The 22,879-nt window shown below is 44.8% G+C and carries 22 protein-coding genes and 1 pseudogene; 12 read left to right on the forward strand and 11 right to left on the reverse strand.

Features of this window, described 5'->3' with window-relative positions; all coding sequences use genetic code 11:
• Positions 1-26 precede the first annotated feature (26 nt).
• Positions 27-434: pseudogene (locus tag QWI16_RS18705) on the reverse strand (TniQ family protein); the annotation flags it as partial.
• 241 nt (positions 435-675) lie between these two features.
• On the opposite strand from QWI16_RS18705, the gene QWI16_RS18710 reads away from it, so the two are divergent.
• The 4 genes from QWI16_RS18710 (at position 676) to QWI16_RS01845 (ending at position 4,762) form a co-directional block, all read left to right on the forward strand.
• The gene (locus tag QWI16_RS18710) at positions 676-1,035 is read left to right on the forward strand and encodes a helix-turn-helix domain-containing protein (RefSeq protein WP_368045275.1); all 360 of its coding nucleotides are present in this window, start codon (positions 676-678) and stop codon (positions 1,033-1,035) included.
• Positions 1,036-1,241: 206 nt separating this feature from the next.
• Entirely contained in the window at positions 1,242-1,865 is a 624-nt protein-coding gene (locus tag QWI16_RS01835) for a hypothetical protein (RefSeq protein WP_302711018.1), read from the forward strand.
• Between the two features lie 10 nt (positions 1,866-1,875).
• Positions 1,876-3,798, forward strand: coding sequence for a TnsB C-terminal domain-containing protein (locus tag QWI16_RS01840; RefSeq protein ID WP_302711019.1), 1,923 nt, complete (start codon positions 1,876-1,878; stop codon positions 3,796-3,798).
• Entirely contained in the window at positions 3,791-4,762 is a 972-nt protein-coding gene (locus tag QWI16_RS01845) for a TniB family NTP-binding protein (RefSeq protein WP_302711020.1), read from the forward strand. Before QWI16_RS01840 ends, QWI16_RS01845 begins: the two co-directional genes overlap by 8 nt.
• A gap of 233 nt (positions 4,763-4,995) precedes the next feature.
• Here QWI16_RS01845 and QWI16_RS01850 read toward each other — a convergent pair whose 3' ends face one another.
• The 3 genes from QWI16_RS01850 to QWI16_RS01860 are packed head-to-tail and all read right to left on the reverse strand — an operon-like array spanning position 4,996 to position 8,061.
• Positions 4,996-6,084 carry an HAD family hydrolase gene (locus QWI16_RS01850; RefSeq protein WP_302711021.1) on the reverse strand — a complete coding sequence of 363 codons (1,089 nt, stop codon included), beginning with the start codon at positions 6,082-6,084 and terminating at the stop codon, positions 4,996-4,998.
• A gap of 31 nt (positions 6,085-6,115) precedes the next feature.
• On the reverse strand, positions 6,116-7,042 hold the full coding sequence (locus QWI16_RS01855; RefSeq protein WP_302711022.1) for a diacylglycerol kinase catalytic domain-containing protein: 927 nt from the start codon (positions 7,040-7,042) through the stop codon (positions 6,116-6,118).
• The gene (locus tag QWI16_RS01860) at positions 7,039-8,061 is read right to left on the reverse strand and encodes an SPFH domain-containing protein (protein WP_302711023.1); all 1,023 of its coding nucleotides are present in this window, start codon (positions 8,059-8,061) and stop codon (positions 7,039-7,041) included. The genes QWI16_RS01855 and QWI16_RS01860 overlap by 4 nt, the downstream gene beginning before the upstream one ends.
• Before the next feature lie 164 nt (positions 8,062-8,225).
• On the opposite strand from QWI16_RS01860, the gene QWI16_RS01865 reads away from it, so the two are divergent.
• Positions 8,226-8,939, forward strand: a complete 714-nt coding sequence (locus QWI16_RS01865) for an NUDIX hydrolase (RefSeq protein WP_302711024.1) — start codon at positions 8,226-8,228, stop codon at positions 8,937-8,939.
• A gap of 10 nt (positions 8,940-8,949) precedes the next feature.
• Entirely contained in the window at positions 8,950-9,405 is a 456-nt protein-coding gene (locus QWI16_RS01870) for a 5' nucleotidase, NT5C type (RefSeq protein WP_302711025.1), read from the forward strand.
• A gap of 311 nt (positions 9,406-9,716) precedes the next feature.
• Here the strand turns inward: QWI16_RS01870 and QWI16_RS01875 are convergent.
• The 3 genes from QWI16_RS01875 to QWI16_RS01885 all read right to left on the reverse strand — a co-directional run bounded on the left by QWI16_RS01875 (position 9,717) and on the right by QWI16_RS01885 (position 13,002).
• A protein-coding gene (locus tag QWI16_RS01875) for an IS3 family transposase (protein WP_370659907.1) occupies positions 9,717-10,849 on the reverse strand; the annotation gives its coding sequence in 2 pieces (ribosomal slippage) (positions 9,717-10,612 and positions 10,612-10,849; 1,134 coding nt in all).
• A gap of 337 nt (positions 10,850-11,186) precedes the next feature.
• Complete coding sequence (locus QWI16_RS01880; RefSeq protein ID WP_302711026.1) at positions 11,187-12,410, reverse strand: AraC family transcriptional regulator; 1,224 nt, start codon at positions 12,408-12,410, stop codon at positions 11,187-11,189.
• A complete protein-coding gene (locus QWI16_RS01885) occupies positions 12,397-13,002 on the reverse strand; it encodes a hypothetical protein (protein WP_302711027.1) in 606 nt (201 codons plus the stop codon). Before QWI16_RS01885 ends, QWI16_RS01880 begins: the two co-directional genes overlap by 14 nt.
• A 547-nt stretch (positions 13,003-13,549) precedes the next feature.
• Between QWI16_RS01885 and QWI16_RS01890 the strand changes: the two genes are divergently transcribed.
• The gene (locus tag QWI16_RS01890) at positions 13,550-13,915 is read left to right on the forward strand and encodes a hypothetical protein (RefSeq protein WP_302711028.1); all 366 of its coding nucleotides are present in this window, start codon (positions 13,550-13,552) and stop codon (positions 13,913-13,915) included.
• A 610-nt stretch (positions 13,916-14,525) separates the two neighbouring features.
• Here the strand turns inward: QWI16_RS01890 and QWI16_RS01895 are convergent.
• The 4 genes from QWI16_RS01895 to QWI16_RS01905 form a co-directional block, all read right to left on the reverse strand.
• Positions 14,526-14,852, reverse strand: coding sequence for a VOC family protein (locus QWI16_RS01895; RefSeq protein WP_302711029.1), 327 nt, complete (start codon positions 14,850-14,852; stop codon positions 14,526-14,528).
• Between the two features lie 152 nt (positions 14,853-15,004).
• Positions 15,005-15,430, reverse strand: coding sequence for an SRPBCC family protein (locus QWI16_RS01900; protein WP_302711030.1), 426 nt, complete (start codon positions 15,428-15,430; stop codon positions 15,005-15,007).
• Entirely contained in the window at positions 15,427-15,783 is a 357-nt protein-coding gene (locus QWI16_RS18715) for an ArsR/SmtB family transcription factor (protein WP_368045273.1), read from the reverse strand. Before QWI16_RS18715 ends, QWI16_RS01900 begins: the two co-directional genes overlap by 4 nt.
• The gene (locus QWI16_RS01905; protein WP_302711031.1) at positions 15,783-16,244 is read right to left on the reverse strand and encodes a DUF4437 domain-containing protein; all 462 of its coding nucleotides are present in this window, start codon (positions 16,242-16,244) and stop codon (positions 15,783-15,785) included. Before QWI16_RS01905 ends, QWI16_RS18715 begins: the two co-directional genes overlap by 1 nt.
• A 523-nt stretch (positions 16,245-16,767) precedes the next feature.
• Here QWI16_RS01905 and QWI16_RS01910 point away from each other — a divergent pair.
• From QWI16_RS01910 to QWI16_RS01930, 5 genes are all read left to right on the forward strand, one after another.
• On the forward strand, positions 16,768-17,391 hold the full coding sequence (locus tag QWI16_RS01910) for a class I SAM-dependent methyltransferase (protein WP_302711032.1): 624 nt from the start codon (positions 16,768-16,770) through the stop codon (positions 17,389-17,391).
• 201 nt (positions 17,392-17,592) lie between these two features.
• Positions 17,593-18,453: a hypothetical protein gene (locus QWI16_RS01915; RefSeq protein WP_302711033.1), complete on the forward strand. Its 861-nt coding sequence runs from the start codon at positions 17,593-17,595 to the stop codon at positions 18,451-18,453.
• A gap of 364 nt (positions 18,454-18,817) precedes the next feature.
• Entirely contained in the window at positions 18,818-19,507 is a 690-nt protein-coding gene (locus QWI16_RS01920; RefSeq protein WP_302711034.1) for a 3-keto-alpha-glucoside-1,2-lyase-like domain-containing protein, read from the forward strand.
• Between the two features lie 1,022 nt (positions 19,508-20,529).
• A complete protein-coding gene (locus QWI16_RS01925) occupies positions 20,530-21,141 on the forward strand; it encodes a glutathione S-transferase family protein (RefSeq protein WP_302711035.1) in 612 nt (203 codons plus the stop codon).
• Positions 21,142-21,795: 654 nt separating this feature from the next.
• Positions 21,796-22,251: an SRPBCC family protein gene (locus QWI16_RS01930; protein ID WP_302711036.1), complete on the forward strand. Its 456-nt coding sequence runs from the start codon at positions 21,796-21,798 to the stop codon at positions 22,249-22,251.
• Positions 22,252-22,879: the final 628 nt, after the last annotated feature.

Here is a 22,879-nt window from a genome sequence, read left to right on the forward strand (position 1 = left end):
GGGTCAGTGTCAACCAGCATCACCCTGTGATTATGGCACGCTGTGTACGCAATAATACTCCATAGATATGAGCTGTACCCGTTCTCCTCTAGGCAAATTGAACAGACTTTGGGGTGCTTGACGAACAGTTTGGCTGAAGAGGTTGATTTTTTGTGCTGTCGATGCAGTGGGGCTGTTGGAGAGTTGGGTGTTTGGTTGATCCTCATTGCTGACAAGTACGTGTTCAAATCCTGCTCGCCAGTTATGAACTCAAGTGTCGGTATTCTCAAATTTTTCCAGTTGAGGCCTGCAAATTGGAGTAGATGACCAATGTGCAGAAAGCCGTTCGCTTCGCTCAGTCGGATAAGGTGGCTGATGACACATTCGTCACCGTGTCTGTACGGACGGGCTAGTAACTTTCCCATGTCGCAATCTCGCTTGCCCCGCAATAGCATTGAATATGAGAATTATTGCTAATTAGGATGAGCTCTAGTCTCGCGTTGACTGCTGGTCAGCTATTCTCGCTGCCGAGCTTGGAGCTCCCCGCTCATGAGTATGCGGCGTCTTAAAATGTCATTATCGTTACACGATGATGATATAAGTGATTGATATTGTTGAAATATTTTATCTCGGGCGAGTTGACAAGTGAAGTTAACCTACCTAAATTGCATAGCTTTTATTAGCCGAGTTAATGTAATGAGCCCGTTTGGAAGCCTGCTAAAGGAGTATTTGAGGTCTAGTAATTGTCAGCAAAAGGAGCTGGCTCGCTGCATGGGCTGGAGTCCCAGCTATATCTCTTTAATGGTCAATGGAAAGCGACAGCCGCCTGCGAAAGATAAGGTGCGCCAAATAGCGATAGCTCTTGATATGTCCGGAGAGGGGTATAAGAAGCTTAAAAAGGCAGCCGCTGAGTCAAGACGCTTAGTCGTAGCTCCCGGCGAGGTGTCCGCCGAACATATTGTGGCTATGAACCGTATGAATGAATACTTACGAGAGGCCCCTGCTGAGAAGCAGGGGCGGATATTGTCAATTCTAGAGGGAGATGCCGGTATGTAAAACGAAAAAACCGAAACAAACTGACGCTTGCTTCGGCTTTTAAGGAAGGATGGACCTTCGTCGCAGAACTCATTCTCACCTCAATATGGCCCGTCGTCAAGCCCCCGAAAACGCGAATTTGGTTGTCGAGGGGAAAGCTCCGCCAGCAAAAAGCGCTAGCACCCGCCCCTTGAGCCAACTCACACTTTTGATTGAGAGTGAATCCTATGGCCACGCCTGCAAGAAAGATTAAGTCTTCTACCGTAAAAAATTTGTTCAAATTTCCATCAACCAAGACGCCACCTTACGAGTCTTCACTGACTCCCTACAAAATGGTTTTGGTCGAGTCGGCCCTAGAAAAGGATTTTTGCTACCACCTGGAGGCCGACTCTGACGTGTCAGAATACTATCCTCAGCCTAGAACTTTTACCTCTCCAAAGGGTGAGATACCGAAGTGGAGTTATACACCGGATTTCATAGTTATCTTCAAGGATGGTGTTTCTGTCTATGTAGAGGTGAAGCGAAGTGTTGATGAGCTGAAAGAGATATATTGGTACAAGCTTGGCCGCGTGGCGGAGCTGCTTCGTGTCGAGAAATCAACACTGGTTGTCGCTGATGCAGAGTTGATTCGAGCACCGGAAACTCTTCACGATCTCAAGATAGCTCATCGATATCGGTCTCGTAACGCTAAGATCTCACCCAAAGGTGTCCAGGTTCCAGCTCCTATAGACTTACCTGAAAGAATAGCTGACCTATGTGCGCGCTTGCCGCAAGAGCTGGTCGGGTCTGTTCGTGACTACGTTTCTAAGAGTGCAGTCACCCCTGTACTCCTACATATTCAGAGCTCTTGAGGTGTAAAAAATGAGAAAAGATACTCGTTGGGCGCCAGGCCTAATTGTTCGCATTGAGGATGAGTCACTAAATGGTTCTTGGATGATACGAAGTGCATCAAGGGAAACGATTCGTTTAGCCTGTTTAGATGGCCGCACTGTAGTAAACGAAAACTGCGAAAAGCTAGAGCAATTATCGGAGCGTGGTTCGGTAACATTTTTATCGGAGGAGTACTGGAAGGGTGACATTGTATTTCGAGATTATCCCGAGCATATTCAGTATGAAGTAGCCCGTCGCTTGAAATATGTCCAGGGGTTTCTGGCAAGTGATCATAGAAAAAAGTCTAGGAAAAAACTAGAGCCAATAATCTCAAGGGTTTCTTGCGAAATTGAAGATCAATCCCCCCCTAAGCCATCTACGCTAATAAATTGGATTAATAGCTACGAGAAACAAGGTATGAAGGCGAAGGGCCTCATACCACTGCACGCCAAAAAAGGGAATAGATTAATAAAATTACACCCTATTGTTGTTGGGATTATTAAGGCGGTAAAAGAGCAGTTTTACAATAAGAACAAAATGTCTGCGAAAACCGCGTGGAGAAAAGTTGAAGCAAAGGTCCTTCAGCATAACCTAAACTTGGAAGAGCATAATTATCTTAAAATACCTGCTTATAGCACAGTTAAATATCACCTAGATAAGGTGCGGTATGTTGACAAAGTTAGAACAAGATCGGGCGAAAATATTGGTCGCTACGAGGGCGCAGATTACGAGATTGCCCCTGTTAGCACTAGAATACTGGAGCGAGTGGAGGCGGACCATACGAAGCTTGATATATTTGTACTAGATGATGACCGTAAGACTCTTTTAGGAAAGCCTTGCTTAAGCGCTCTTATAGACCACTACTCAAAAATGATTGTAGGAATTCAGGTTTCGTTTGAGGAGCCTAGTTATGCATCCGTTTCCTTGGCGATTGCTTCCTCGTTATTAAGTAAGGAAAAGATCTTACGAGACCATGGTGTTTTGGGAGAGTGGCCTGCGCATGGGCTGATGGAGGAGTTGGTCACGGACAATGGTCCGGAATTCTGGGGGAATGATTTGGAAGCTACCCTAGAGACAATTGGTACTGTACTTCACTACGCTCCAGTCAGGTCGCCAAACTACAAAGGTTCTATAGAAAGGTTTTTTCGAACTGTTAATACAGTGTTTCTTGATGCCCAGCCTGGAAAAACGAACGGAAACAAGGATTCAAAGAGTGAATACAAAGCTCAGTTTGAAGCAGACTTAACATTTTCAGAGTTCAGAACTAAGTTTCTTGACTGGATAGTAAATCATTACCACTTGAGTCCAGGGGAGGACGGGGTTTCTCCGCTGGATAAGTGGAAAGCGTGTTTGTGTGATTTTCCTGTTCCTGAAGAGGATGAAAAGTTCGTTGAAACCTCATTGATGTGTACTGATGTAAGGACTTTACAACGATGGGGTATACAATTTGAAAAATTAAAATACAACTCAGCTCTACTGCGGGATATATATCGTCGAGATGGTGTTTCGGAGCTAAGAATTAAATATAGCCCATTTGATCTTTCTCATATATATGTAGAGGATGACTTGAACGGGATGTACATAAAGGTTCCGTGTGAAAATTACGAATACGCTTCCGGATTGACACTCTACGCCCACAAGAGAGTTCTTAAGAGGGTTCGCGATAAGTCAAGGGAAACGCTAAGTAATGCTGTTTTGCAGGAAGCCAAAATTCGACTGTATGCCGATGCCGAGTCAATTCATCAGAGAAACGCTCGCCGAAAAACGCAAGTTGTGGCGAATAAGGAAGCTCGATTGGCTGGAGTTGGTATTTCTTCGAATATTGAATCAGTCAATCTAGAACCTACGAGAGAGGTCGTTGTTGTGGGTATGAACGATGAAGGGTTTTATGAAGTGGAGGTGTGGAATGACTGAGAAAAACCGCTACCCATTTATTGTTTCCCCTGAGGTTCGAAGCATTTACAGAAAATTTGACATGCTAAGGCGGGTTCCCTATGTGTCCGAGGGGAATTTAAACTTGTTGCTAACAGGTGAGTCTGGCCTTGGTAAGTCGGAGCTGTTGAAGCGTTATGAGCGTAGGAATTTCCGGGTGGATGAAGGGTTTAGGACAAGGGTTCCTGTACTTTACGTAAATATCCGATCTCCGAAAACCATGAAGGCATTTCTAAGTGAAATATTGATTAGTCTGGGTGACCCTCAAAATGGGGTCGCAAAAGATAGCCGTACTGCTTTAAAAACGCTTTCTATGCTCTGCTCTACGTGCGGGGTTGAGCTTATTCTTTTGGATGAAGCTCAGACCTTGATGCAAAATCGATCTTTAGGGGTTCTTGCAACCATTGCGGATTGGGTGCGAGATTTGGCTGACGCTGTAGGTGTCCCTATTGTGTTGACGGGAATGCCTTGGTGCGAGGGGTTTGTGGATAGCTATGAGCAGATTTCGACGAGATTTGGCTATCGTCACCGTTTAGATGATTACATGGTTTCTAAGAGGTTTAATCGGTATGTAACCTTTACCGGTAAATACCTGGCTGCTCTCAGTGAAGATAACAAAGTTGATGTGTCGGACAAGGATTTCGCTTTTCGTATGTTTTCGCATACATCAGGTCGGCTTCGTGCAACGACAGGATTGCTAAATGTGGCGCATGAGCTTTCCAAAGAGGCTGGTCGACCGCTGAATAAACAGTATGTCATAGGCGCGGCGGTCCTGCAGAAAGGTGACATGAATAGCTTTACTGAGTCCATTGGCAAGATTACTCTCCAAGAGGTGGTCAGTCCTTCTCAGTGGGTTAACCAAAAGGGCTATAGCCGAGAGCGGCATATTCCGCCCGTGTACGATACTTATAAAGTAAATAATGATTATACGCTAGTAAGGCAGTAGGCGTTGTATCGTCAGGAGGCTAACGTGAATTTTACGGGCCTCCTTTTTATTTATAACGGTTGGCAAGTTCTAGTATAGTATTATTGAGTCAATAACCCCATGGTACGTATTTTCACTATTTGTGATCTTTGTCGACAGGTGCTGGCATGATTGGTCTCTGCTTCGATAGGGTATCCCAAACTTACTCTGGAAGGTATCGCTGGCGCGGCGTAAACACAAGGTGAGAGACTTAATTACAGATCAAATAGGCTCGGCGTTTCATTGAGGCTATCTTCCTGAAGTGCGAGTATATGCAGACCTTGAAAGTCGATAAGTTGCAATGTAACAGCGGCTAATGTAAATGGATCATCGACTGAGACGTTGTACCCAAGAAATTGACACATCTCCTGCAGCTCTACTCTTTTTGACGACCAGAGGAAACTGTTGATGGTGTTTTTATTCAGAGGAACGATATTGATATCAGATAAAAATTGATTCCATTCATTCGGGAAAAAATTGATTATGTGTAAGGTGTTGTCCTTTTTCTCGGCGCCACCAACCAATTTTCTGTCTTTATAGATTAGAAACCGATCTATCGACAGATCGATCGGTGGAAGCTCGTCTGGCACGTGATCGACATCGACCAATACCTTTTTGAACACTTCCGGTCGAAAAGGCAACGGTTTGTGACTCTGGTTATTAAACGCGGCCACAGCAAGTTGGCGAATGTGTTCTTCTCGGGTAGTTTCATGCCAGTATTGCTCGCGAAGCTCGACCAGCGATCGACGCCCTATATATTTCAGCTTCTCGATGACTGAGATTAGCTCTGAGTCTTCAGCCCAGTATTTGTTGGTCACATAAAATGGGGAAATACTAATAACCGCGTCGGGATGTACGTGAATATCACGCGAGTCATCAACGACCACGATATCCTTCAGGTTGTACCCTAGGTCAACGAATTGACTGACGTCTTTGATTTTTCCGCCGCCGCAGGGTCTAAGTGTTTCCTTGCCTATAACCTCGACAAATCTGTCCAGTTGTACTTCACAAGCCGGCAGAACTGAATGAATATACGCTTCTGTTGCCGTGCTAAAGAGTGCTAGGTCATAACCAAGCGCTTGGACGTTGCTTAAAAACTCCTGAAGATGGGGCCGAGGGTATACTTTGAGCGGTGAATTTCTCTCGATTTCGATACCACCCTCGGGCAAAGAGTCGTAGAACGACGACTTACTTTGAGGTAATCCAGCCAGTAGACTGGTCGTCGGGTCATAGACCGGAGTGTGCAGTAAGGTGTTATCAACATCCAGTACCAGCAAGCGTCTATTTCTGTCTTCAATTGCCATACTCTTCATCTTACCTTTGGACCCAGGTGACTTACGCCGCGACCAGTGCACCTTGATGTTGAGCCACACCAATGGTCAATATACACCCGGAGTTAAACGCTAAGTAGTCTTGCTCTACACCGTCTGAGAAAACCACACCATTTTCCGGCATGAAAGACTCCAGCTGAAGAGGTTTACTCTCAGTGACTTCACCAAACACCAAAGATGTCCCTGTGGTTTGACTCGGGAAGGGTTCGCGAACGGCAAACTGCAGCCAACGGTCGTCCCAGGCAAAGCCGCCAGATAAAGGGTGCCCGAATTTTCCGGTTACCCCCATAGCGCCGGCTAAAATGGACTGAAACCAACCGCTGGAACCCATGCCTGTCGATACGATGACTCCGGAAGAAGAGTGACTTTCTGACTGGCCGTTCCAGCTTAGCCGGTATCGAGCCGATGTATGTGTTTTGGGGCCAATAAACAGGTCATTGACCGCCAGAAGCGTCTGTCCGTCATTAGTCGAGGCTTTTGCAAAGGTAACCGCTTTTATATTGGATTGTTTGGCCTGGACTTGGGCTACAATTTCTGCGAGGTCATTGACCCGAAAAGGCAACAATTGACCATCCCAACGTTCAGGGTCCGGGTTAATCGCAATGACCGGCTGGCCTTTCAGGTATTTCAGCGTATTCGCTACCAAACCATCTTGACCAATCACCACCACGATATCGTCAGGGCTGAACTGGTAGGTCGGCAGCAGGTTGCGCTCCAGCCACTGAAAACGGCCGCGCTCCTTCAGGCAGCGCTCTACCTCATTGAGCCGTTGCTGATACAGGTCGTGCTCATCCAGGTAGTCCTGAACATCCACCTGATTGTGCTCAAGGTAGAACCTGGCCTGGGGCCAGGTGTTGAACCGTTCTACCAGTTCTTGCATCCGCGTCTTGCGATGAACGACGACAAACCGCTGTTGACTGCGCCGGCTCATTGGCGGACCGCCTTTTTCATCATGTTGGTGAATACCTCAGGGCCAATGTTGAGTTCCCCGATTTTCCCAGCGTTCTGTGCCATAGCCTCCATGGCCATCGCCATCATCTGCTCGGGTTGCATATTGGCCAATGCCATAGCTTTAAGGTTCTCTACAGGCAACTCGCTAAAGGCCTTCATACGGGCGGCGATGGCGTAGGCTTCAGAGTCGGCCTCTTGTTTGCTATTTTCGACATTGAGCAATACCAACTCTTTTCGTTGGTTTTCCGCTTCAATCTCCGCCTTAATACGCTCTTGCTCAGTCTGAGCGTTACCTCGCATGATCGCTCGTTCGTTGTTAATGCGAGATTCGGCGATTTCCTGCTCTTTCTGCTGAATGGCAAGCTCGGTCTGCAGCTCCGCGTCTTTGATTGTGCGTTCTTGCTCGACCGCCGACTTACGGCGAGCGTAGATGGCATCATCGGCCTCTTTGAGGATAGATTCACGGGCCTCGGCTTCCAGAGCTTTGCTGGTCTCGGGTGAAGGGGTGATGGCTGCCACCGAGGCATCAACCAACGCAATACCCAGCTCCTCCAGAACGGGCTGAACCGCCAGCTCGGTTTTCATGAGCTCGACAAGTGGCTGGCTCAAGGCTAAGGAGTCCCTCAAGGCTACCGATTGCACCTTATTCTGGACGATAGATTGTGCCGCTCGTACGACCCGATCCGTCAGTTTCAGCGGGTCCTCAGAGGCGTACGACTGCCCGTCAGCTTTGAGGTTAAAGTTCAGCACATCCGCAATCTTGTCTGGGTCAATTACGCGGAAGCTGATTTGCCCTTGTATACGAACGGATTGGTAATCGGCGGTTTGCAGATTAAAGATAAAGGGGGCTTCCTGCACACTAACGGGAATGGCGGCGATTGAGCTGGTGGCCTGTATATAGAAAAAGCTTAAGCCTTTGCCCTTTTTGCGTACTTTGCCGCCAGAGGTCTTAATCACGTAGGTGGCGGAATCTGCCTTGTAGTATTGAAATCCGAACATGCCGTTCTCCTTGGATAGTGTCTTTAGGTCACTTTGTTGATGCAATAGTGTCTCAAGGTCACTATGACTGTCAAGGTTATTTTGTGTCTTTTAGACAAAAAGTTTGTCCTAGCCCATCAGTCGTCGTAGAATAAGTGTCAAACAGACACTAATAGAGAGCCACCATGACCGAAGAAGCGTATTTGCGTGACTATGACCCCAAGGCCTTCGACTCGCCGTTGCTGAGTGTGGACGCAGTACTTTTTACCTACCGTGAAGGGCAGTTGAAGGTGCTATTGGTGGAGCGATCCAATCACCCAGAGATGGGTAAATGGGGCCTGCCAGGCGGCTTTGTTGACCTCGAGGCAGATGGAACCCTTGAAGACACTGTAATCCGTAAGCTGCAGGAAAAAACAGGCGTTGTCCCCCCGTACGTAGAGCAGCTCTCAACCATAGGAAATCGCAGCCGAGATAAGCGTGGATGGTCAGTGACGGTATGCTACACCGCACTCATCGCTCATCAGGAGTGTGAAACCCATATAGACACCGTATCCGATGCCAAGTGGGTCAACCTAAAGGACTTGGAAAAGCTGGATCTGGCCTTTGACCACAAGAGTATCATCGCAGCCGGCCGCGAACGACTCAAACAGAAGGCACTGTATTCAATCGTCCCGGCCTATACCCTGCCCGAGAAGTTCACCCTTTCAGACCTACAGCATGTCCATGAGGTGCTGCTGGGGAAACCGTTGCAGAAAAAGTCGTTTCGCCGCCGAATTGAGCAGGCGGATCTAATCGTCGACACCGGTGAGAAGTCGGCCGAGAAAGGCCGGCCAGCCATTCTCTACCGCTTGAAGCCTGAGGCGAGCCGGCACACATTCATTCGTAACCTCGAGCTTTAAGGGCTATTCCATGCGCTTTGACGGTAAGAAGATTGTCTACATCGATATGGACCACGTGCTTTGTGACTACGAGGCCGGTTTCAATGCTCACCAGACGAAATACCCCGAGCTGGCGTTTCCACAAAGCCAACCGGGCTTGTATATCGGCCTGGCCCCCATGCCGGGTGCCGTCGACGCTTTCAAATGGCTGTCCGCGCAGCCTGAGCTCGAAGTGTTTATTCTCACTTCTCCGTCAGAGATGAACCCCCATTGTTACAGTGAGAAACGACAGTGGGTTGAACAACACCTGGGAATGGCGGCCGTTAATCGGCTGATCATCAGCCCCCACAAGGATCTCAATCGGGGCGACTATCTGATTGATGATAATGTCGCAGGAAAGGGCCAAGATCATTTTGAGGGGGAGTTGATTCACTTTGGCTCGGAGCAATACCCGGATTGGCGGAGTGTGGTGGCGTACTTTCAATGATTGACCTCAGCCTAAAAAGCGGCAGCACCTGCGCTTAGAGCAGGTGCAACACGGCAGTGAAGGTTAGATCTAATATAGAGCAGTATTTTTTTACCTGAATCGTTTAGAAAGGAGTGTTCGTCCAACAGTGGGCGTGTGCATCCTCCCAACTAAGACGGAGAATGCTGTGGGCTCAAAGGAGAGCCGCTGATATCAATAAAACTGCCGCCCCGGCAACATCCATGCGAGATCCCTGGCACACTCAATCCTTGAACGAGGCGCCGGTGGGGCGGCAGTTGTTTGGACTTCCCACGATACCGAGGACACTCTGGCTAATAGCCTGCGGCCCTCTCGAATGCCTCTGGGCTGATATTTCCTAGGTGTTTATGGCGGCGAGCACGATTATAAAACACCTCAATATAATCAAAGATTTCTGACTTGGCTTCTTCTCGTGTACGGTAAATGTGCCGCCGTATTTTCTCCTTCTTCAAGCTGCTAAAAAATGATTCGGCGACCGCATTATCTTGACAGTTGCCTCGCCGACTCATACTTGGTTTCAATCCGTGATCTTGGCAAAATCGCTGCCAGGCATCGCTTCCATACTGTGAGCCTTGATCTGAATGAATCAGCACCTCCCCACTTGGCTTTCGTCTCCAAACAGCCATGATAAGCGCGTCAAGAACAATCTCCTTCGCAAGCGTGGCTTTCATCGACCATCCAACAACCTTTCTGGAAAATAAATCCAAGACTACAGCGAGGTAAAGCCACCCTTGGTACGTTCGAATATAGGTGATGTCTGTGACCCAAGCAATATCCGGCCGTTCTGTCGTGAAGTTTCGCCGCAAGTGGTTGGGGAAAGCTTCGGCCGGTGGAGTGTATTTTGCTCTGGGTGCCTTATACCCCCGTTGTGCTTTCAGCTTATATTCGCGCATGATTCTAGCGACTCTATGGATGCCGCACACCTCGCCAAGCTCACGTAGATCCATGAAGACTCGAGGACTACCATACACGCGGCCACTGGCCTCATGCGACTCCCGAATGAGCTCCAGCAAGCGTTGATCTTCGTAGTACCGGTCAGAAAAGGGCTTGTCCAGCCATTTGTAATAGCCGCTCCTAGTGGCACCCAGAAGGCGACAGAGCCGCTTGACCGGCCAACGATGCTTCTGCTCCAAAATGAACGCGTACTTCACCCTTGCTCTTTGGCAAAGTACGCGGCCTTTTTTAAGATATCCCGGTCTTCCTGTGCTCGCCTCAGCTCCGCTTTTAGGCGAAGGTTCTCTCGCTTAACCTCTGAAACCTCCCGCTCTAGCTCGTTCTCCTTCGTGGGTGAGGCTGCTTTCACCCATTTATACAAGCTTTGGGCTGACACCCCTAGACGCTTCGAGACATCATTGACAGAATACCCCCTGTCGATGACTTGCTTGACCGCCTCGGCGCGAAATTCATCGTCATATTGCTTGCTCATAGACCCTCCACTTGGGCAGTTTATTATCAATCATAAAACTGTCCTCAATATCGTGGGAAGTCCAGTACATCCAAAAATCTTCAGTGAGAAATTGGCTGTAATTTGCTAAGACAAACCCAACAGAAAATCAAAGGTACGAAATAAGATTCATGTAAAACCATCTCTAGATCGTGCAAATGGGATGTAACCCTTCCGTCGTAAACGGGTTTGTCGATTTTTTGCGGATACATGCGATGATGAATAATGCCGAACTAAATGTCTTGTGGTGTCCAGTAGATGCTATTGCTAGTTTCCCATTGAATCATGTCGCTTGAGATCATTTAGATTACCAAAAAAATCAGGCTGGTTGAGTTGGCTTTGATATGGACCGTCGGTATTGTGACGGAGTAGAGCCGGTTACTCGCCTAAACGCTTCATAGAAAGCTGTTTTGGAGTTAAATCCCACCTCGAAAGCAAGCTGCAAAACGTTGACATCTGGGTCATCTGCCAATAAAACTTTTGCATCTTGTATTCTGTAGTCATTAATAAACTCCATAAAGTTCTTTTTTAGACAACTATTAATAGCTTTAGAAATATCTTTTGTGGGGAGGCCAGCCGCTTCAGAAAGCTCGCCGATATTTAGTTTTGGGTTGAGGTACAATTTTTTTTGCTCCATCAAGTTTACGATATGAGAAGCAATTTGGTCGAGGAGTTGGTCATCATGTGGCTGACTATCCCGTCCAATAATTGGTTCTGATTGTTCGATATTCTCAGATGGGGCGACGTCAATATTAAGATACTCATTACGCGCTATGGATAAAATAGGACGTTGAGTTACACCAAAAAAAGCGAAAATCGAGATAAAAGAGCAGCCCGTTACGACGCTGGCTATCCAGAATAAATTCGGATTCCTATTGAATATAGGAAAATACTTGAGAAGAGGGTATGCAATGTACAAAGCAAATATAGTGAAGCTGATATATTTTAGCCAGGCTAGGTTAACGCCCTCCATATATGAAAATCTATTGGATATGCTGGACTCGTGCTTTCTAATTAATCTAACTATCAAGTATGTATAGCAAAGTCCATGGCCGACTATGGCGATAATTAGAAGTGGAATTACACGAGAAGTAAAAACTTGGGTGTCCGACATGGTAATGTAATTACTATTTCTGAAAAATAACCACTCAATCTTCTCTATGCCAGGCAGGAAATAAAAAGGTAGCATCGCCATGAAAACGATGAGGCAAGGTAAAAAGTGTGCTCCAAGCGCCCAAGTATGTCGAAAGCGATTGGAGGAGGTTATCGCTCGCGTATACAAGTAAAGGCTAACGGGAACTGCAGGTAACAGTGGCGTGTAGGATAGAATAAAATGGGGGAGCTCACGGAGCCAGAAGTCGAATAAATAGTAAAGACTTAGTATGGAGCATGTTGTCACCATAAAAAAGAATAAGTACAAATTGGCAACATTTCTTTCACGGAAAAAGGACTTCAATAAAAGTGAGGATGAAAAAAGCGTTTGACCAACGCACAAGAACAAGGAAAAAACAACAATCATGCCAATTGGGCTAATTGTTTGCATTTTGATCACCTATAAAACGATCATCCAGAAAGTATATTTCTTCAGTCGTTAGGCCAAAGGGAAGATCCCTGTAACCCTCATCAAGCCAAAGCATTCTAGCCCCCTCTTTCCAGTCAGTAGGAAACCAGTCGCCCTGAAGCAATAGCAGATCGCCCTTCCGCTCAAATGATAGAATCATTTTGCTTCCGACCATGTTTTCGGGGCTTATGCTGATCAACTGATTATGTTTTGCATATCTAAGTTCGGGCCTGGCGTCCGGATAAAAAAAATCGACAATAAGGACTGCTTCATTATTTGTCGCGCTCTCAAGATGACCGCCGTAAAACATTAGTATTCTTCCCTCGCGATCTTGTTCATAGAATTGGAAGTAGCCGTTGGTGAGGGTGAAAAACTGTAAAGATCCCCGCCAGTTGGGGCGGAGGTTGTCGTAGTGGTCCTGGCCGTGCGGCCTACCAATTTCGCCGACCCAGTTACCCTCGGGTAGGGCCGGTTCGAGATGTTTGCTGTCAGAATTCGCGTTGGCGTCAGTGGATACTAACAAGCTCATAGCCATAGCTACAGCTATAGCCAAATAATACAGATTAGTTTTCACAAAATGCTTACCTGAATAGCCGAATGAACACATTCAATTATAGCCCAAACTGGGCATATATAACTGCCGTCAGGATATCATTACACTAAGCAAAAATTTAAAAGTAGACGTCCGGATTCCGGATTCCGGGATTTTACTGCTCCGCCTGAAGAGTTGGTCGGAAAATTCTATAAAAACAAAAAGATACAAGTGGTGTGCGCGGCGCCGTTGAGCAAAAACGGACGAAATACATATCACCAAGGAATAGAATCTTAGTCAACCTAAAGCAGCTATAAAGCGATTGATTGCCTGAGAGGCTAGAGGGAGGATAATCGAAAAGAAACGAATTGCCTCAATAAATCAAACAATAAATCAGATAAAAGGAACTAACATAGGGTCAGCTTGTGTCTGAGGAATAGTCCAAAGTCTGGTCAGAAGCCTTGCAGAAGTCTCGTTCATATCAAGGAATTAGGCAACTTCTGGCTCGGATGGGAAGTCTGATATGAATTTGTGATTACACCTGGTGTCAAGGCGAAGAGCGCATAAAACAGAAACTTCTGGGAAAAAAATGTTAGAACACAGTAATAATAAGTATTCTAAATCGGTTCGTATTTCTCTGCTTTGTACATTGCCCCTGTTTATCTTTGGTTGCGGAGGGGGGTATGACGGTGGAGAAGTTCCTGTACCGATGTTTGATGATAGTCCCGAATCATCTTCTTTCATTGAGTTGATGATTGCTGAATTTGCCGACAAAGTTCGGTCAGAAACCATCACCGTTATGGGCACTAACATGAGTGTGCCTGTGTCAGTAACCGTCGGAGAATATTCATTAAACGGCTCAGACTGTACTGAAGAAGATGGGGCGTTGAATGCTGGAGATGTAATGGCGCTACAGGTAGTTGCTCCCTCCGTCTCTTTGGTTTTGCCAATGTAGAAGTGGCTGTCGGTCAGGGTGGTGCCCAATTTCAAGTGACCACCAACAACCGCCCAGTTGAAATAGTTCACATCGAAGCAGAGGACACAATTTTGAATCATTCCGCCATGGTCGTTAGCAATGAGAACGCGTCAGTCAGCGAAGCTGTTTCTTTTGGCTACCCATCAACAATTACATTCCTTTCACCCCAGCCGGTCTATGGATCGATTCCGAAGACAACGTTTATGTTGGTATGTATAACGGTGGTCAGAACAGCTCTGTTTACGAATTCACACCTGATGGAGATGGCTGGCTCTACGCTAGCGCGCCAGAGCTGACTGATGTGATTGGAGTTACAGGCTCGTATGATCCAAAGATTCCAAACGCGTGAGATTGTACTAATTTTCTGAAAAAGCGATACGTATATGCGTGAAGTTTGAGCTCAGTGTGGTGACTGTGAGGCTAGGAAGAGCGCATTGTGAAATGCAATCCTTGGGGTTTAATTTATCGATCAATCCAAAAAATGACGGACTGGCGAGAACTAAGAGCATATACCAAAGGGCCGAATCATCAATTATAAAAAACCAAATAGGAGATTTGGATAATGTTCTGAAAATATGGGAGTTTCCAGTTAATGGGTATGATCAGAAAGAAATTCCATAAGTTCGACTGGGATATTGTTTATTTCAATAAACGCCACTAATAAACCCTCGCTAGGCGAGTTTGGAGGAATTATGACTTTTCTGTGTTTAAGCTCGCTCTCTAGACTATCAACTGAAAATGCAATATGTGGTACGGATTTTACCAATTCTGGATAAGGCGCTCCAGGCCAGTACCTCTGTAACTGTATACGATATGGGTTAGCTAGGTGGTCAGACACAGTCATTTTTAAGTGTGGCAAATCAATCTCTCCCTCAAAACGCTCAGTAGTAGGAACACCATAATGATTAAAACGCATATTTACTCCAGTAAAAACGGCGACCCTAAGGTACACAGGGTCGCCTTGAAATACTATTTAATAAAAAAGATAAGTCGAGCCGGCGCTACTCAAGCTCCACTTACAAATATACGTGAACTGTTTAGATATGTGTAGCATGTATGGAATAAATCTTATTCAAAACTATATCTTAGGCTGCTTAGGTGTTGGTCCCAACCGGCATCGAGTGCTTGTAACATTCGCATGGCTTCTGAACCACTAGCTTCATAAATACCAGAATGCTTCACGGAGACACGAGTTCCACCTGCGGCAGGTTCCAGAATCCAGGTAACTATTGTTTCATTACCAGAAAAGGGCGAAATGCTAAAGGTGGTGCACAATCTAGATGGTTTATTCCACTCTAGAACACGGCCCCATACCTGTGGACGAAGATTACCGCCATTGTCACGTGCCAGTAGAATGTAATCCGAATCTGGCTTCAGGTCTTCTTCTGCTGGGTGGTACCACTCGGCTAGCTTGTCTTTCTCTACAAGGAAGGGCCATACGTCTTCCGGTGATGCATTGATAAAAATTGATTTTTCAATATTCGTTGAGTTCATTGTTTTTTCCTTTTTGGATTAGTGGGGGTACGTTGTTCTATCGCGGTTTTAAGGTTTCTGAGATTATTGTCCCAGAATTGTTCAAAATATTGCAGCCAGCTGTTCACGGAATGTAGAGCGCTTGGTTCTAGACGATTTATTCGTTCTCTCCCTCTGGTATGAATGGAAATTAGACCTCCTTCTTCCAGAATAACTAGGTGCTTTTTGATTGCCCCGCGCGTAACATCAAACTGGTCGACCACCTCACCAATTGAGCTTTCGTGCTGACTCAGAAATACAAGGATTTCTCTGCGGGTTGGGTCGGCGAGTGCGCGGAACGTGCTTTGAAGGTCTGGAGTTCGTGCTGCCTTCATTATTGCTGTACCAGGTTAAAGTCAAATTTACCGTCTTGGTATAGAAAAGTTACACAATCTATATCAGAGATACATTTACTTACATGAGGAATGTCAGCAGGAATTATGTAAAAAGAGCCGGCCGGTAAAGCAATCTCATCTGCAGCGCTAGTGCCTAGTAGCGAGTGTGTCATTTCGCCCTGAACGATAACGCCGTACATTGCTGCTGTTTTAGTGTGAGGAGGGCTAACAAGGCCAGCTGGCAGGCGAACCATGGCCATGTAGGGTTCCTCAAATCGATTGCCTTTGAGCGGGGCAAATGCGACGCCTTCCGGCGTTACGTCATATCCCAATTGATCGACTGGGGTACTGGTAATGCCATTCGCCGCGGCGCTAAGAGAAAAGAGGACTAGTGGTGTAGCGCACAGCGACGAAAGTATCGCGTCGACGATTAGGGAGAACGAAGATTTTCGATTTGACATGTAAACCCCTCCAGAGGGATAGCTAACTAAAGTGATACCATAAGGTATTGCATAATATGGCACCAAAAGGTATCATGTCAAGCGATGTCTTCAGTAGAAAAGCAACATAGTCAATAAGTGGTAATAGTTAATGGTGCTCTGGTCCCGGAGCATACCCGATGGATGATGGCAATAAAAAATATCCGAAATGAGTACTGGAGTTTGGCCTATAATTTAGTCTTATGATGCCGCCCCAGTAGGTTGGCGATATAGATCTTTGCCGGGTAATGGCAAAGGCGCAGGGCGGTTGTGGCCCGATTTCAGGGGGGGGAGGTCTTGCAAAAAGTTCTGAGAGCCCATTAACCAGTTTAAGCTAGCTGACGATGTGCTTAGGTAAATTCAAGAAACCGAACTCGGATGGGCGCAAAGGTAAGAACAAATGGTAGTGGTTTAAGGTGTAAGACCGAGTATAACTTGTATATCTGTTGAGGACGATTTTTGGAATAAAAGGTTGTATTGTGAGAAGCCGAGAAGGATATAGAACATGGAAAATTTCGAAAGTCAGGTAGCATTCTGGGACAGAGTTTCCAGCCTCGCTGGAGAGAAAAAACGTGGTTTTTCTGCTCGAGAAGTTCTTGCCGCCGCGGAGCCGTTTTTACTACCATCCAAAAAAGTGCTTGATGTGGGCTGTGGCCAAGGTGGAATCTCGAAAGCAATGGCCCGTCACGTCCACTCTGTACGCGCAATTGACATCTCTTCTGGCATGATAGCTGTAGCTAAGTCAGATAATGAAGGTGCCCCAATCTCCAATATCAGTTTTGAAGTAGGGTCTGTTTTCTCACTCTCGGACAACGAAAATGACTGGAATATGATTACGTCTTTCAATGTTCTCCCGTATATTATCAACCTAGAAAGAATGCTATGCAGATTGTCAAATATGTTGCCGCCAGGTGGATTATTTTTGATTTCGTCCGCTTGCCTAGGTGAGCGGATGTCGCTATTAAGAATGCTTGTCGTAACATTGTCGAAGTTGGAAATAATGCCGAAATTGCATCAATTTAAATCTAGAAATCTGGTTAACCTTCTAAATGATGCGGGTTTCGAAATTTTGGAAATAAAGAAAATATCGAGACTTCCGGAATACTTTATTGCATGTAAGAAAAGATAAACTTTGTGTGCTTTGGTAGAGAACACAATTTGCCTCAACGTTTAAGGTGCTTGTTACACTAAGCGACTTCCCGATAAAAGAAAGGAAAATACAGATGAAGAGAGTCAGTTACCTTGTTTAATCCGAGAAGTAACCGACAGTTGAATCATAATTACTCCCCCTAGAGTCACTAATATTGACTAATCCTTTAAGGAAAGTAATATGAAATACCTTTCTGTGAAGTTGATCTATCTACTTTTTATATACTTTGCTGCTGATGCTTTGTGTGCCGTTGAGAAAGAAGACCCTCATTACAAAGAGCGAGCACAATTCTATAAATGGTTTTTATTGTTTGAGCGCCCAAATCTTGTTAAAGAGGACGAGTATATTCGCTCAATTACCAGCGAAGATGTTGTATTGGACATCTATGGGAATCGATCCCGAGGGCGAGAAGGTGTTCACGCGTTACTCAACCACGTTCGAAATTGGAATAATTCACATCACATAAAAAAGATCGATACGATAAAAACTACCGGAGAGCTAAATTTACTATCTGCAGACGTGCTTTACCAGAATGTTTTTCCTAGTGGGGCCAGAAATAATATTCTAATAAGGTATAAAGTTGGGTTTGAATATAGCGATCCTCACACTCCAGTCTTTAATACCATTCAGTTATCGGAGATAAAAAAGCAGGAAGGAGGGGGCTACGTGGATGCATATAATACCAATGTTGCCTATTCAATCGTATATGCGTGGTTGGCTATGCTAAGCGGTGAAACGCCAGTAAAGCAGTTTAGTAGCGAGTATATGGAAGATAAGTTCAGATGCAGTTCGCTGAGTAGCGCCACCGAGGACGATTCACTGTGCCTTTCTGCCTACCATTTTAATCCAAAAATGTATGAAATTGAAAGCGTTACAATTACCGAAAATGTGGGGAAAGCAATTGGATTTCGGGTAGTTTTTCAGCCTAATGATAAGAATAAAAAGCTGACTTCACTAGCTACGGATTGGTCGCTAACAGTATTGGACGAGGGAGACTATAAAGTATCATCAATAAAGTTTCTAAGTACTAATACCCAATAGTGGGAGGTTCGATGAGTAGCGTTTCTGTTGCTGGTGTAAGGACATATATTAAAGCACGACTCTATTAAAGTTTAGCTATTAAACACCATGGTTGCGCCATCGGTAAGGTGGTTTCGGCAACGCATGCTTCGGGATAGGTATTTTTACCGGGGAGCCAACCTATGCAGCATAGGTTGAACAAATATTATATCTATTAGCTGTGCGCTTCTAATCAATTAGTTAAATTGATCTCGTGATGCTTATTGTTTAAAACATCTGTAATAGGTGTACGTATTCCTCTTTCCGGACTGGTTTAGCGAAGAAAGCATGTAGATTCTTCCTTTCTTGGGGCTTTTCAGATTTGTTTAGATTTCGCGAGGAATTAATGAAGAACTTATTATTACTTGTCTCAGTGTTATTTGGCGCTCATGTGTTTGCCGAGAGCTATACAAGCTCGTGGCCATTAGTGGGCACTGAAAACACCCAGGCGCACAATGTAATAGCCAAACCAATGAGATACCATAGTTTTGACTCATTAAATGTGGTAACGACTCCGGACCTGAAAGGTCCACAAGAGGGAGGGTGCGACAATTGCACCTATTTAGAGTTAAAAGGTATTGAGTTCAAAAACGGTACTATTGAAATTGAGGTGGCTGGTAAGCCACTCCCCAATTCTCCCGATTGGGCCCGGGGCTTTGTCGGAGTCATTTTTCGGGTGCATGATGACTCATTTGAAGGTTTCTATATCCGCCCGCTGAATTCTAACTCCAGGTCACAGCTACAGAGGAATCATAGTGTTCAGTATTTTTCAAAGCCAGGCTATCCATGGCATGTTCTCCGTGAGCAGTCCCCAGGAAAATATGAATCTTGGGCGCCACTCGTCTCGGGTGAATGGACACGACTAAGAATTGAAGTCAGTGGCGGAAAAGCGGAACTTTATATCAACGGAGCCATAGAGCCCTCTTTGGTGGTGAATGAGCTTAAGCTAGGCGCTGACAGATCCGGAACAATAGGCCTGTACTCTGAACGAACATCAGACGCTTATTTCAGAAACTTGGTTGTAACCCATCGATAGTTTACCCCGATAGCTCCCGGGCGCCAAGTGTAAGTCACGATGCGCGCTCACAGGGAGATTGCTGCTTCCAATCCTTCCAATCTACTATTCTACTAGCACGTGGTTCACTTGTTGATTATTCGACAGTTTCTCCTCTCGATTACTAAAACCTACATGTTGCTAATCCTCTAAAGAAAATCAAGGTAGGGCTTTTTCGAGCAACATAGCGAACATCCGGATTCCGGATATGGGGATACATACTAAGATATGAGTGTTGTATAAAAATTTATTAATAGTCATGAAGATTTGTCCGGAATAATTTACTGTAACTATCCCGAAAACCGGACGTCACTCTCATTTTCATGTGATAACTTTCGAATTGTAGTACATGAGCATAGGCTCTCCGCCTATACCAGCTTTTCCCCGGTCGAAAGGCCGGGGGGATTTTTATCTGAGTATTGGTATGCGCCTACACTTATCGTATTAGAAATCTCGATAAATTCGTGGAAGAAATTTTATTCCATCTAGTTAGAGGAAGATATCGTCTAGATTGGGAAGGTGACATATATTTATTTATCACTGCCTAGAGCGGGCCTTGGACGTAGTTGTCTTTCAAGGAGCTAAGTTGATTCAAGCTGAATACTTTGTATCGTAAATCTTAGCTAATCAGGGCCGACAAGATACTGCGACCTAAGTGGATAATAAAACCACTAAATATCTAAGATAGACCTCCGGAAATCTCAATAAAGGCGTAGTGGGTTGTTGGGATAAGGGCCTTTTATGCCTTGGAGTAGGATCTATAAATATGAGGGAGTATCCCATTGCGCATGCTCTACCCGAACTCCTAAAAGGAGATCTCGTTCCAATTTGTTAGCAAGAGGATTTAGTTCCTAATGTTAAGTCAGACATGAAAAGTATAGTGCTGAAATTAAATGTGACTGACGTGAAGCGATTTTAGTTATAAATTCGCAACTTCACAAATGAAATTAAATTGTCTGAGAGTTATCTTTGACTAGCTTTATAGCTAATGAAAGGAGAATCACGTGTACAAATTGTATAGTTATCCGTTTTCACAGTACAGCCGACGAGCCGTGTCTTTGATGGAACAGGTCGGAATTGAGTATGAAAATCATTTGATTAACCTTAAAGAAAAGGAGCAAATGAGCGAAAAATACATTGCAATCAATCCGAATCATCAGGTCCCGACTCTGTTAGACGGTGATATAAAAATACACGAATCCAATGCGATACTACGCTACTTATGTGTCAAGCATGAGCTGTTCGACTGGTATCCGAGAGATTACGCCGCGTTGGCGAAAGTGGAGCAGTGGCTAGATTGGACGCAATGCCAGCTTTGCCCATTAGTGGAAACCATAGTGGTTAATCGGATCTTGCTAGGTGAAGATGGAGATATTAATGCTGCTAGCGAAGAAGAAGCTAAACTCGTTTCCAGATTTGAGGTTCTTGAAGATAATCTGAAAGGTCAAAAATTTCTTGTTAATGAAAATCCCACGATTGCAGACCTATCTTTAGCGTCGAGTATATTCCAGCTAAAGTTCGCCAGTGTAACTCTGGAATCATCTCTCATCATCCGTTGGTATGAGTCTGTAGAAATGTTGCCGGGTTTCCAAAAGTCATTACCTAAAGAACAATAAATATAATTGGCTGCGAATAAGCTAGTCTCAATTCAGCTAACGTAGTGATAGAAAAAAGCTTAATAATGCGGTGAGATGAGATCGAAATATTTGATTTGTACCACTGCTAGAATTACATGTTCGGTAAGAATTGGTGGTAAAAGTACTATTGCACTTATCGGAAGTATTTGAGATTGGAAAATATACTTCATTAAGACAAAATATGGTTATTGGTTAAGGATATAAAGCTCAGGTTCGTTTTGGCATCTGTGAAATCGATAAGAACGCTGGAAAATTGGTGGCTAAGAATTCGATATGTTAAGAAACAATCTTAAAGGGGGTGGCTACATTATACTAAGTTACCTCGACATAGAGAAAGAAATATTATACTTATACTTTCTTTAACGGTTGAGACAAATATAAATAGCTGGCTCTGTAATGATAAGGCGGATTGTTGAGGATTCTCATTTTCCGCGGCGATTGTTCGAAGTGACATGAGCGGTGGCGTTAGTCCATGAATTATTCTAACGAAAACATTAACAGATTTTGTAGTAATCTTATACAGGCTATGAAATCTAAATTATCTTCAAGATTATATGCTCAAAGAAATCCTTGAAATTTTTATGGCTTATTGTCTAGAGATGGACGATCTCTTCATTATATAGGAGAAAATCTATGGGTGAACTATATCACTCGATTGAGATCGAGGCGCCTAAAGCATTTGTTTATGCTCTATTGTCGAATCTCGAATCGGTTGCAGACTATAATCCCCTGGTGGAGCACGCCCGATACGTATCTGAAAAACTCACGGGTCCAGGCGCGTCCAGGGAATGCTCATTAGGTAAGCACGGTATAGTAAGGGAGCGCGTAATAGACAGTGTAGAAGGGTTTAGTATCAGTATGGAAGTATTTGAACACAAATGGCCGATAGAGTACTTCCGGTGGACCACTACTCTTGAGGAAATGGCTGGTAAAACAAACCTAACACAGTTTACAGAGTATCAGCTAAAGTTCGGCATTTTAGGGTACATTATGGACAAGCTGATTGTTAATCGGATCATGGCAAAGCAGATTGAAAACATTCTAACCGGAATGCGATCACATATAAGTAAGCATTGTAATTTCTCGTAACTATATACTAATACGGAATAGATTTTATCTTGGATTAATTGAAGACAACCCGGCTCTGATGATCGAGATATACTGCAGTTGAAGTAATTTTTTAACGAACTTTGCATGTTTGGAGGTCTTCTGTAATTCGGAGTGTTTGATATTTTTATCGAAACATTAGAAAGCAAGTAAAGTGGTGTGTTTGAATGTTATGTTTTGAGGCAGTAATCGCAGTCGTTTGATGTGCATCGATTCCGTAGAAGATCCTTATCCATCATAAAAGCAAGCCGAAAATTGACAAGTAAATCCCCCCCCTCCCCCACTCCCCCACTTTTTTTCTACCTAAGGTTGTCGGCAACGTATTGGTCAGTCCCGACTGAGTTTTTGGAATGAATCTATGACTCAAATATACAACTATATGCGGAGCTTCAAGCTAAGGTAATGCTGGAATGAAGGCGAAGTTACGTACCGGCTAGACGAATAGCAATGTAGCCACACAACCTACATTTCAGAGTTAAATCAAGCGCTTGTTAACCCGGCTTTACTGCAATGGATGGCAATGCTATGAATCGACACCAAGAATATTATTACGATGTTTATCTTCCACCAACACGAAATCTCAGGATTAATTTGCTGTTTTATAAGGTCT

The organism is Gilvimarinus algae, assembly GCF_030518215.1.
Taxonomy (GTDB): Bacteria; Pseudomonadota; Gammaproteobacteria; order Pseudomonadales; family Cellvibrionaceae; genus Gilvimarinus; species Gilvimarinus algae.

Bases quoted from the DNA above. Each gene is read 5' to 3' on its own strand.
- QWI16_RS18710 (WP_368045275.1), top strand. From the start codon at position 676: ATGAGCCCGTTTGGAAGCCTGCTAAAGGAGTATTTGAGGTCTAGTAAT.
- QWI16_RS01835 (WP_302711018.1), top strand. From the start codon at position 1,242: ATGGCCACGCCTGCAAGAAAGATTAAGTCTTCTACCGTAAAAAATTTG.
- QWI16_RS01840 (WP_302711019.1), top strand. From the start codon at position 1,876: ATGAGAAAAGATACTCGTTGGGCGCCAGGCCTAATTGTTCGCATTGAG.
- QWI16_RS01845 (WP_302711020.1), top strand. From the start codon at position 3,791: ATGACTGAGAAAAACCGCTACCCATTTATTGTTTCCCCTGAGGTTCGA.
- QWI16_RS01850 (WP_302711021.1), bottom strand. From the start codon at position 6,084: ATGGCAATTGAAGACAGAAATAGACGCTTGCTGGTACTGGATGTTGAT.
- QWI16_RS01855 (WP_302711022.1), bottom strand. From the start codon at position 7,042: ATGAGCCGGCGCAGTCAACAGCGGTTTGTCGTCGTTCATCGCAAGACG.
- QWI16_RS01860 (WP_302711023.1), bottom strand. From the start codon at position 8,061: ATGTTCGGATTTCAATACTACAAGGCAGATTCCGCCACCTACGTGATT.
- QWI16_RS01865 (WP_302711024.1), top strand. From the start codon at position 8,226: ATGACCGAAGAAGCGTATTTGCGTGACTATGACCCCAAGGCCTTCGAC.
- QWI16_RS01870 (WP_302711025.1), top strand. From the start codon at position 8,950: ATGCGCTTTGACGGTAAGAAGATTGTCTACATCGATATGGACCACGTG.
- QWI16_RS01880 (WP_302711026.1), bottom strand. From the start codon at position 12,410: ATGCAAACAATTAGCCCAATTGGCATGATTGTTGTTTTTTCCTTGTTC.
- QWI16_RS01890 (WP_302711028.1), top strand. From the start codon at position 13,550: ATGTTAGAACACAGTAATAATAAGTATTCTAAATCGGTTCGTATTTCT.
- QWI16_RS01895 (WP_302711029.1), bottom strand. From the start codon at position 14,852: ATGCGTTTTAATCATTATGGTGTTCCTACTACTGAGCGTTTTGAGGGA.
- QWI16_RS01900 (WP_302711030.1), bottom strand. From the start codon at position 15,430: ATGAACTCAACGAATATTGAAAAATCAATTTTTATCAATGCATCACCG.
- QWI16_RS18715 (WP_368045273.1), bottom strand. From the start codon at position 15,783: ATGAAGGCAGCACGAACTCCAGACCTTCAAAGCACGTTCCGCGCACTC.
- QWI16_RS01905 (WP_302711031.1), bottom strand. From the start codon at position 16,244: ATGTCAAATCGAAAATCTTCGTTCTCCCTAATCGTCGACGCGATACTT.
- QWI16_RS01910 (WP_302711032.1), top strand. From the start codon at position 16,768: ATGGAAAATTTCGAAAGTCAGGTAGCATTCTGGGACAGAGTTTCCAGC.
- QWI16_RS01915 (WP_302711033.1), top strand. From the start codon at position 17,593: ATGAAATACCTTTCTGTGAAGTTGATCTATCTACTTTTTATATACTTT.
- QWI16_RS01920 (WP_302711034.1), top strand. From the start codon at position 18,818: ATGAAGAACTTATTATTACTTGTCTCAGTGTTATTTGGCGCTCATGTG.
- QWI16_RS01930 (WP_302711036.1), top strand. From the start codon at position 21,796: ATGGGTGAACTATATCACTCGATTGAGATCGAGGCGCCTAAAGCATTT.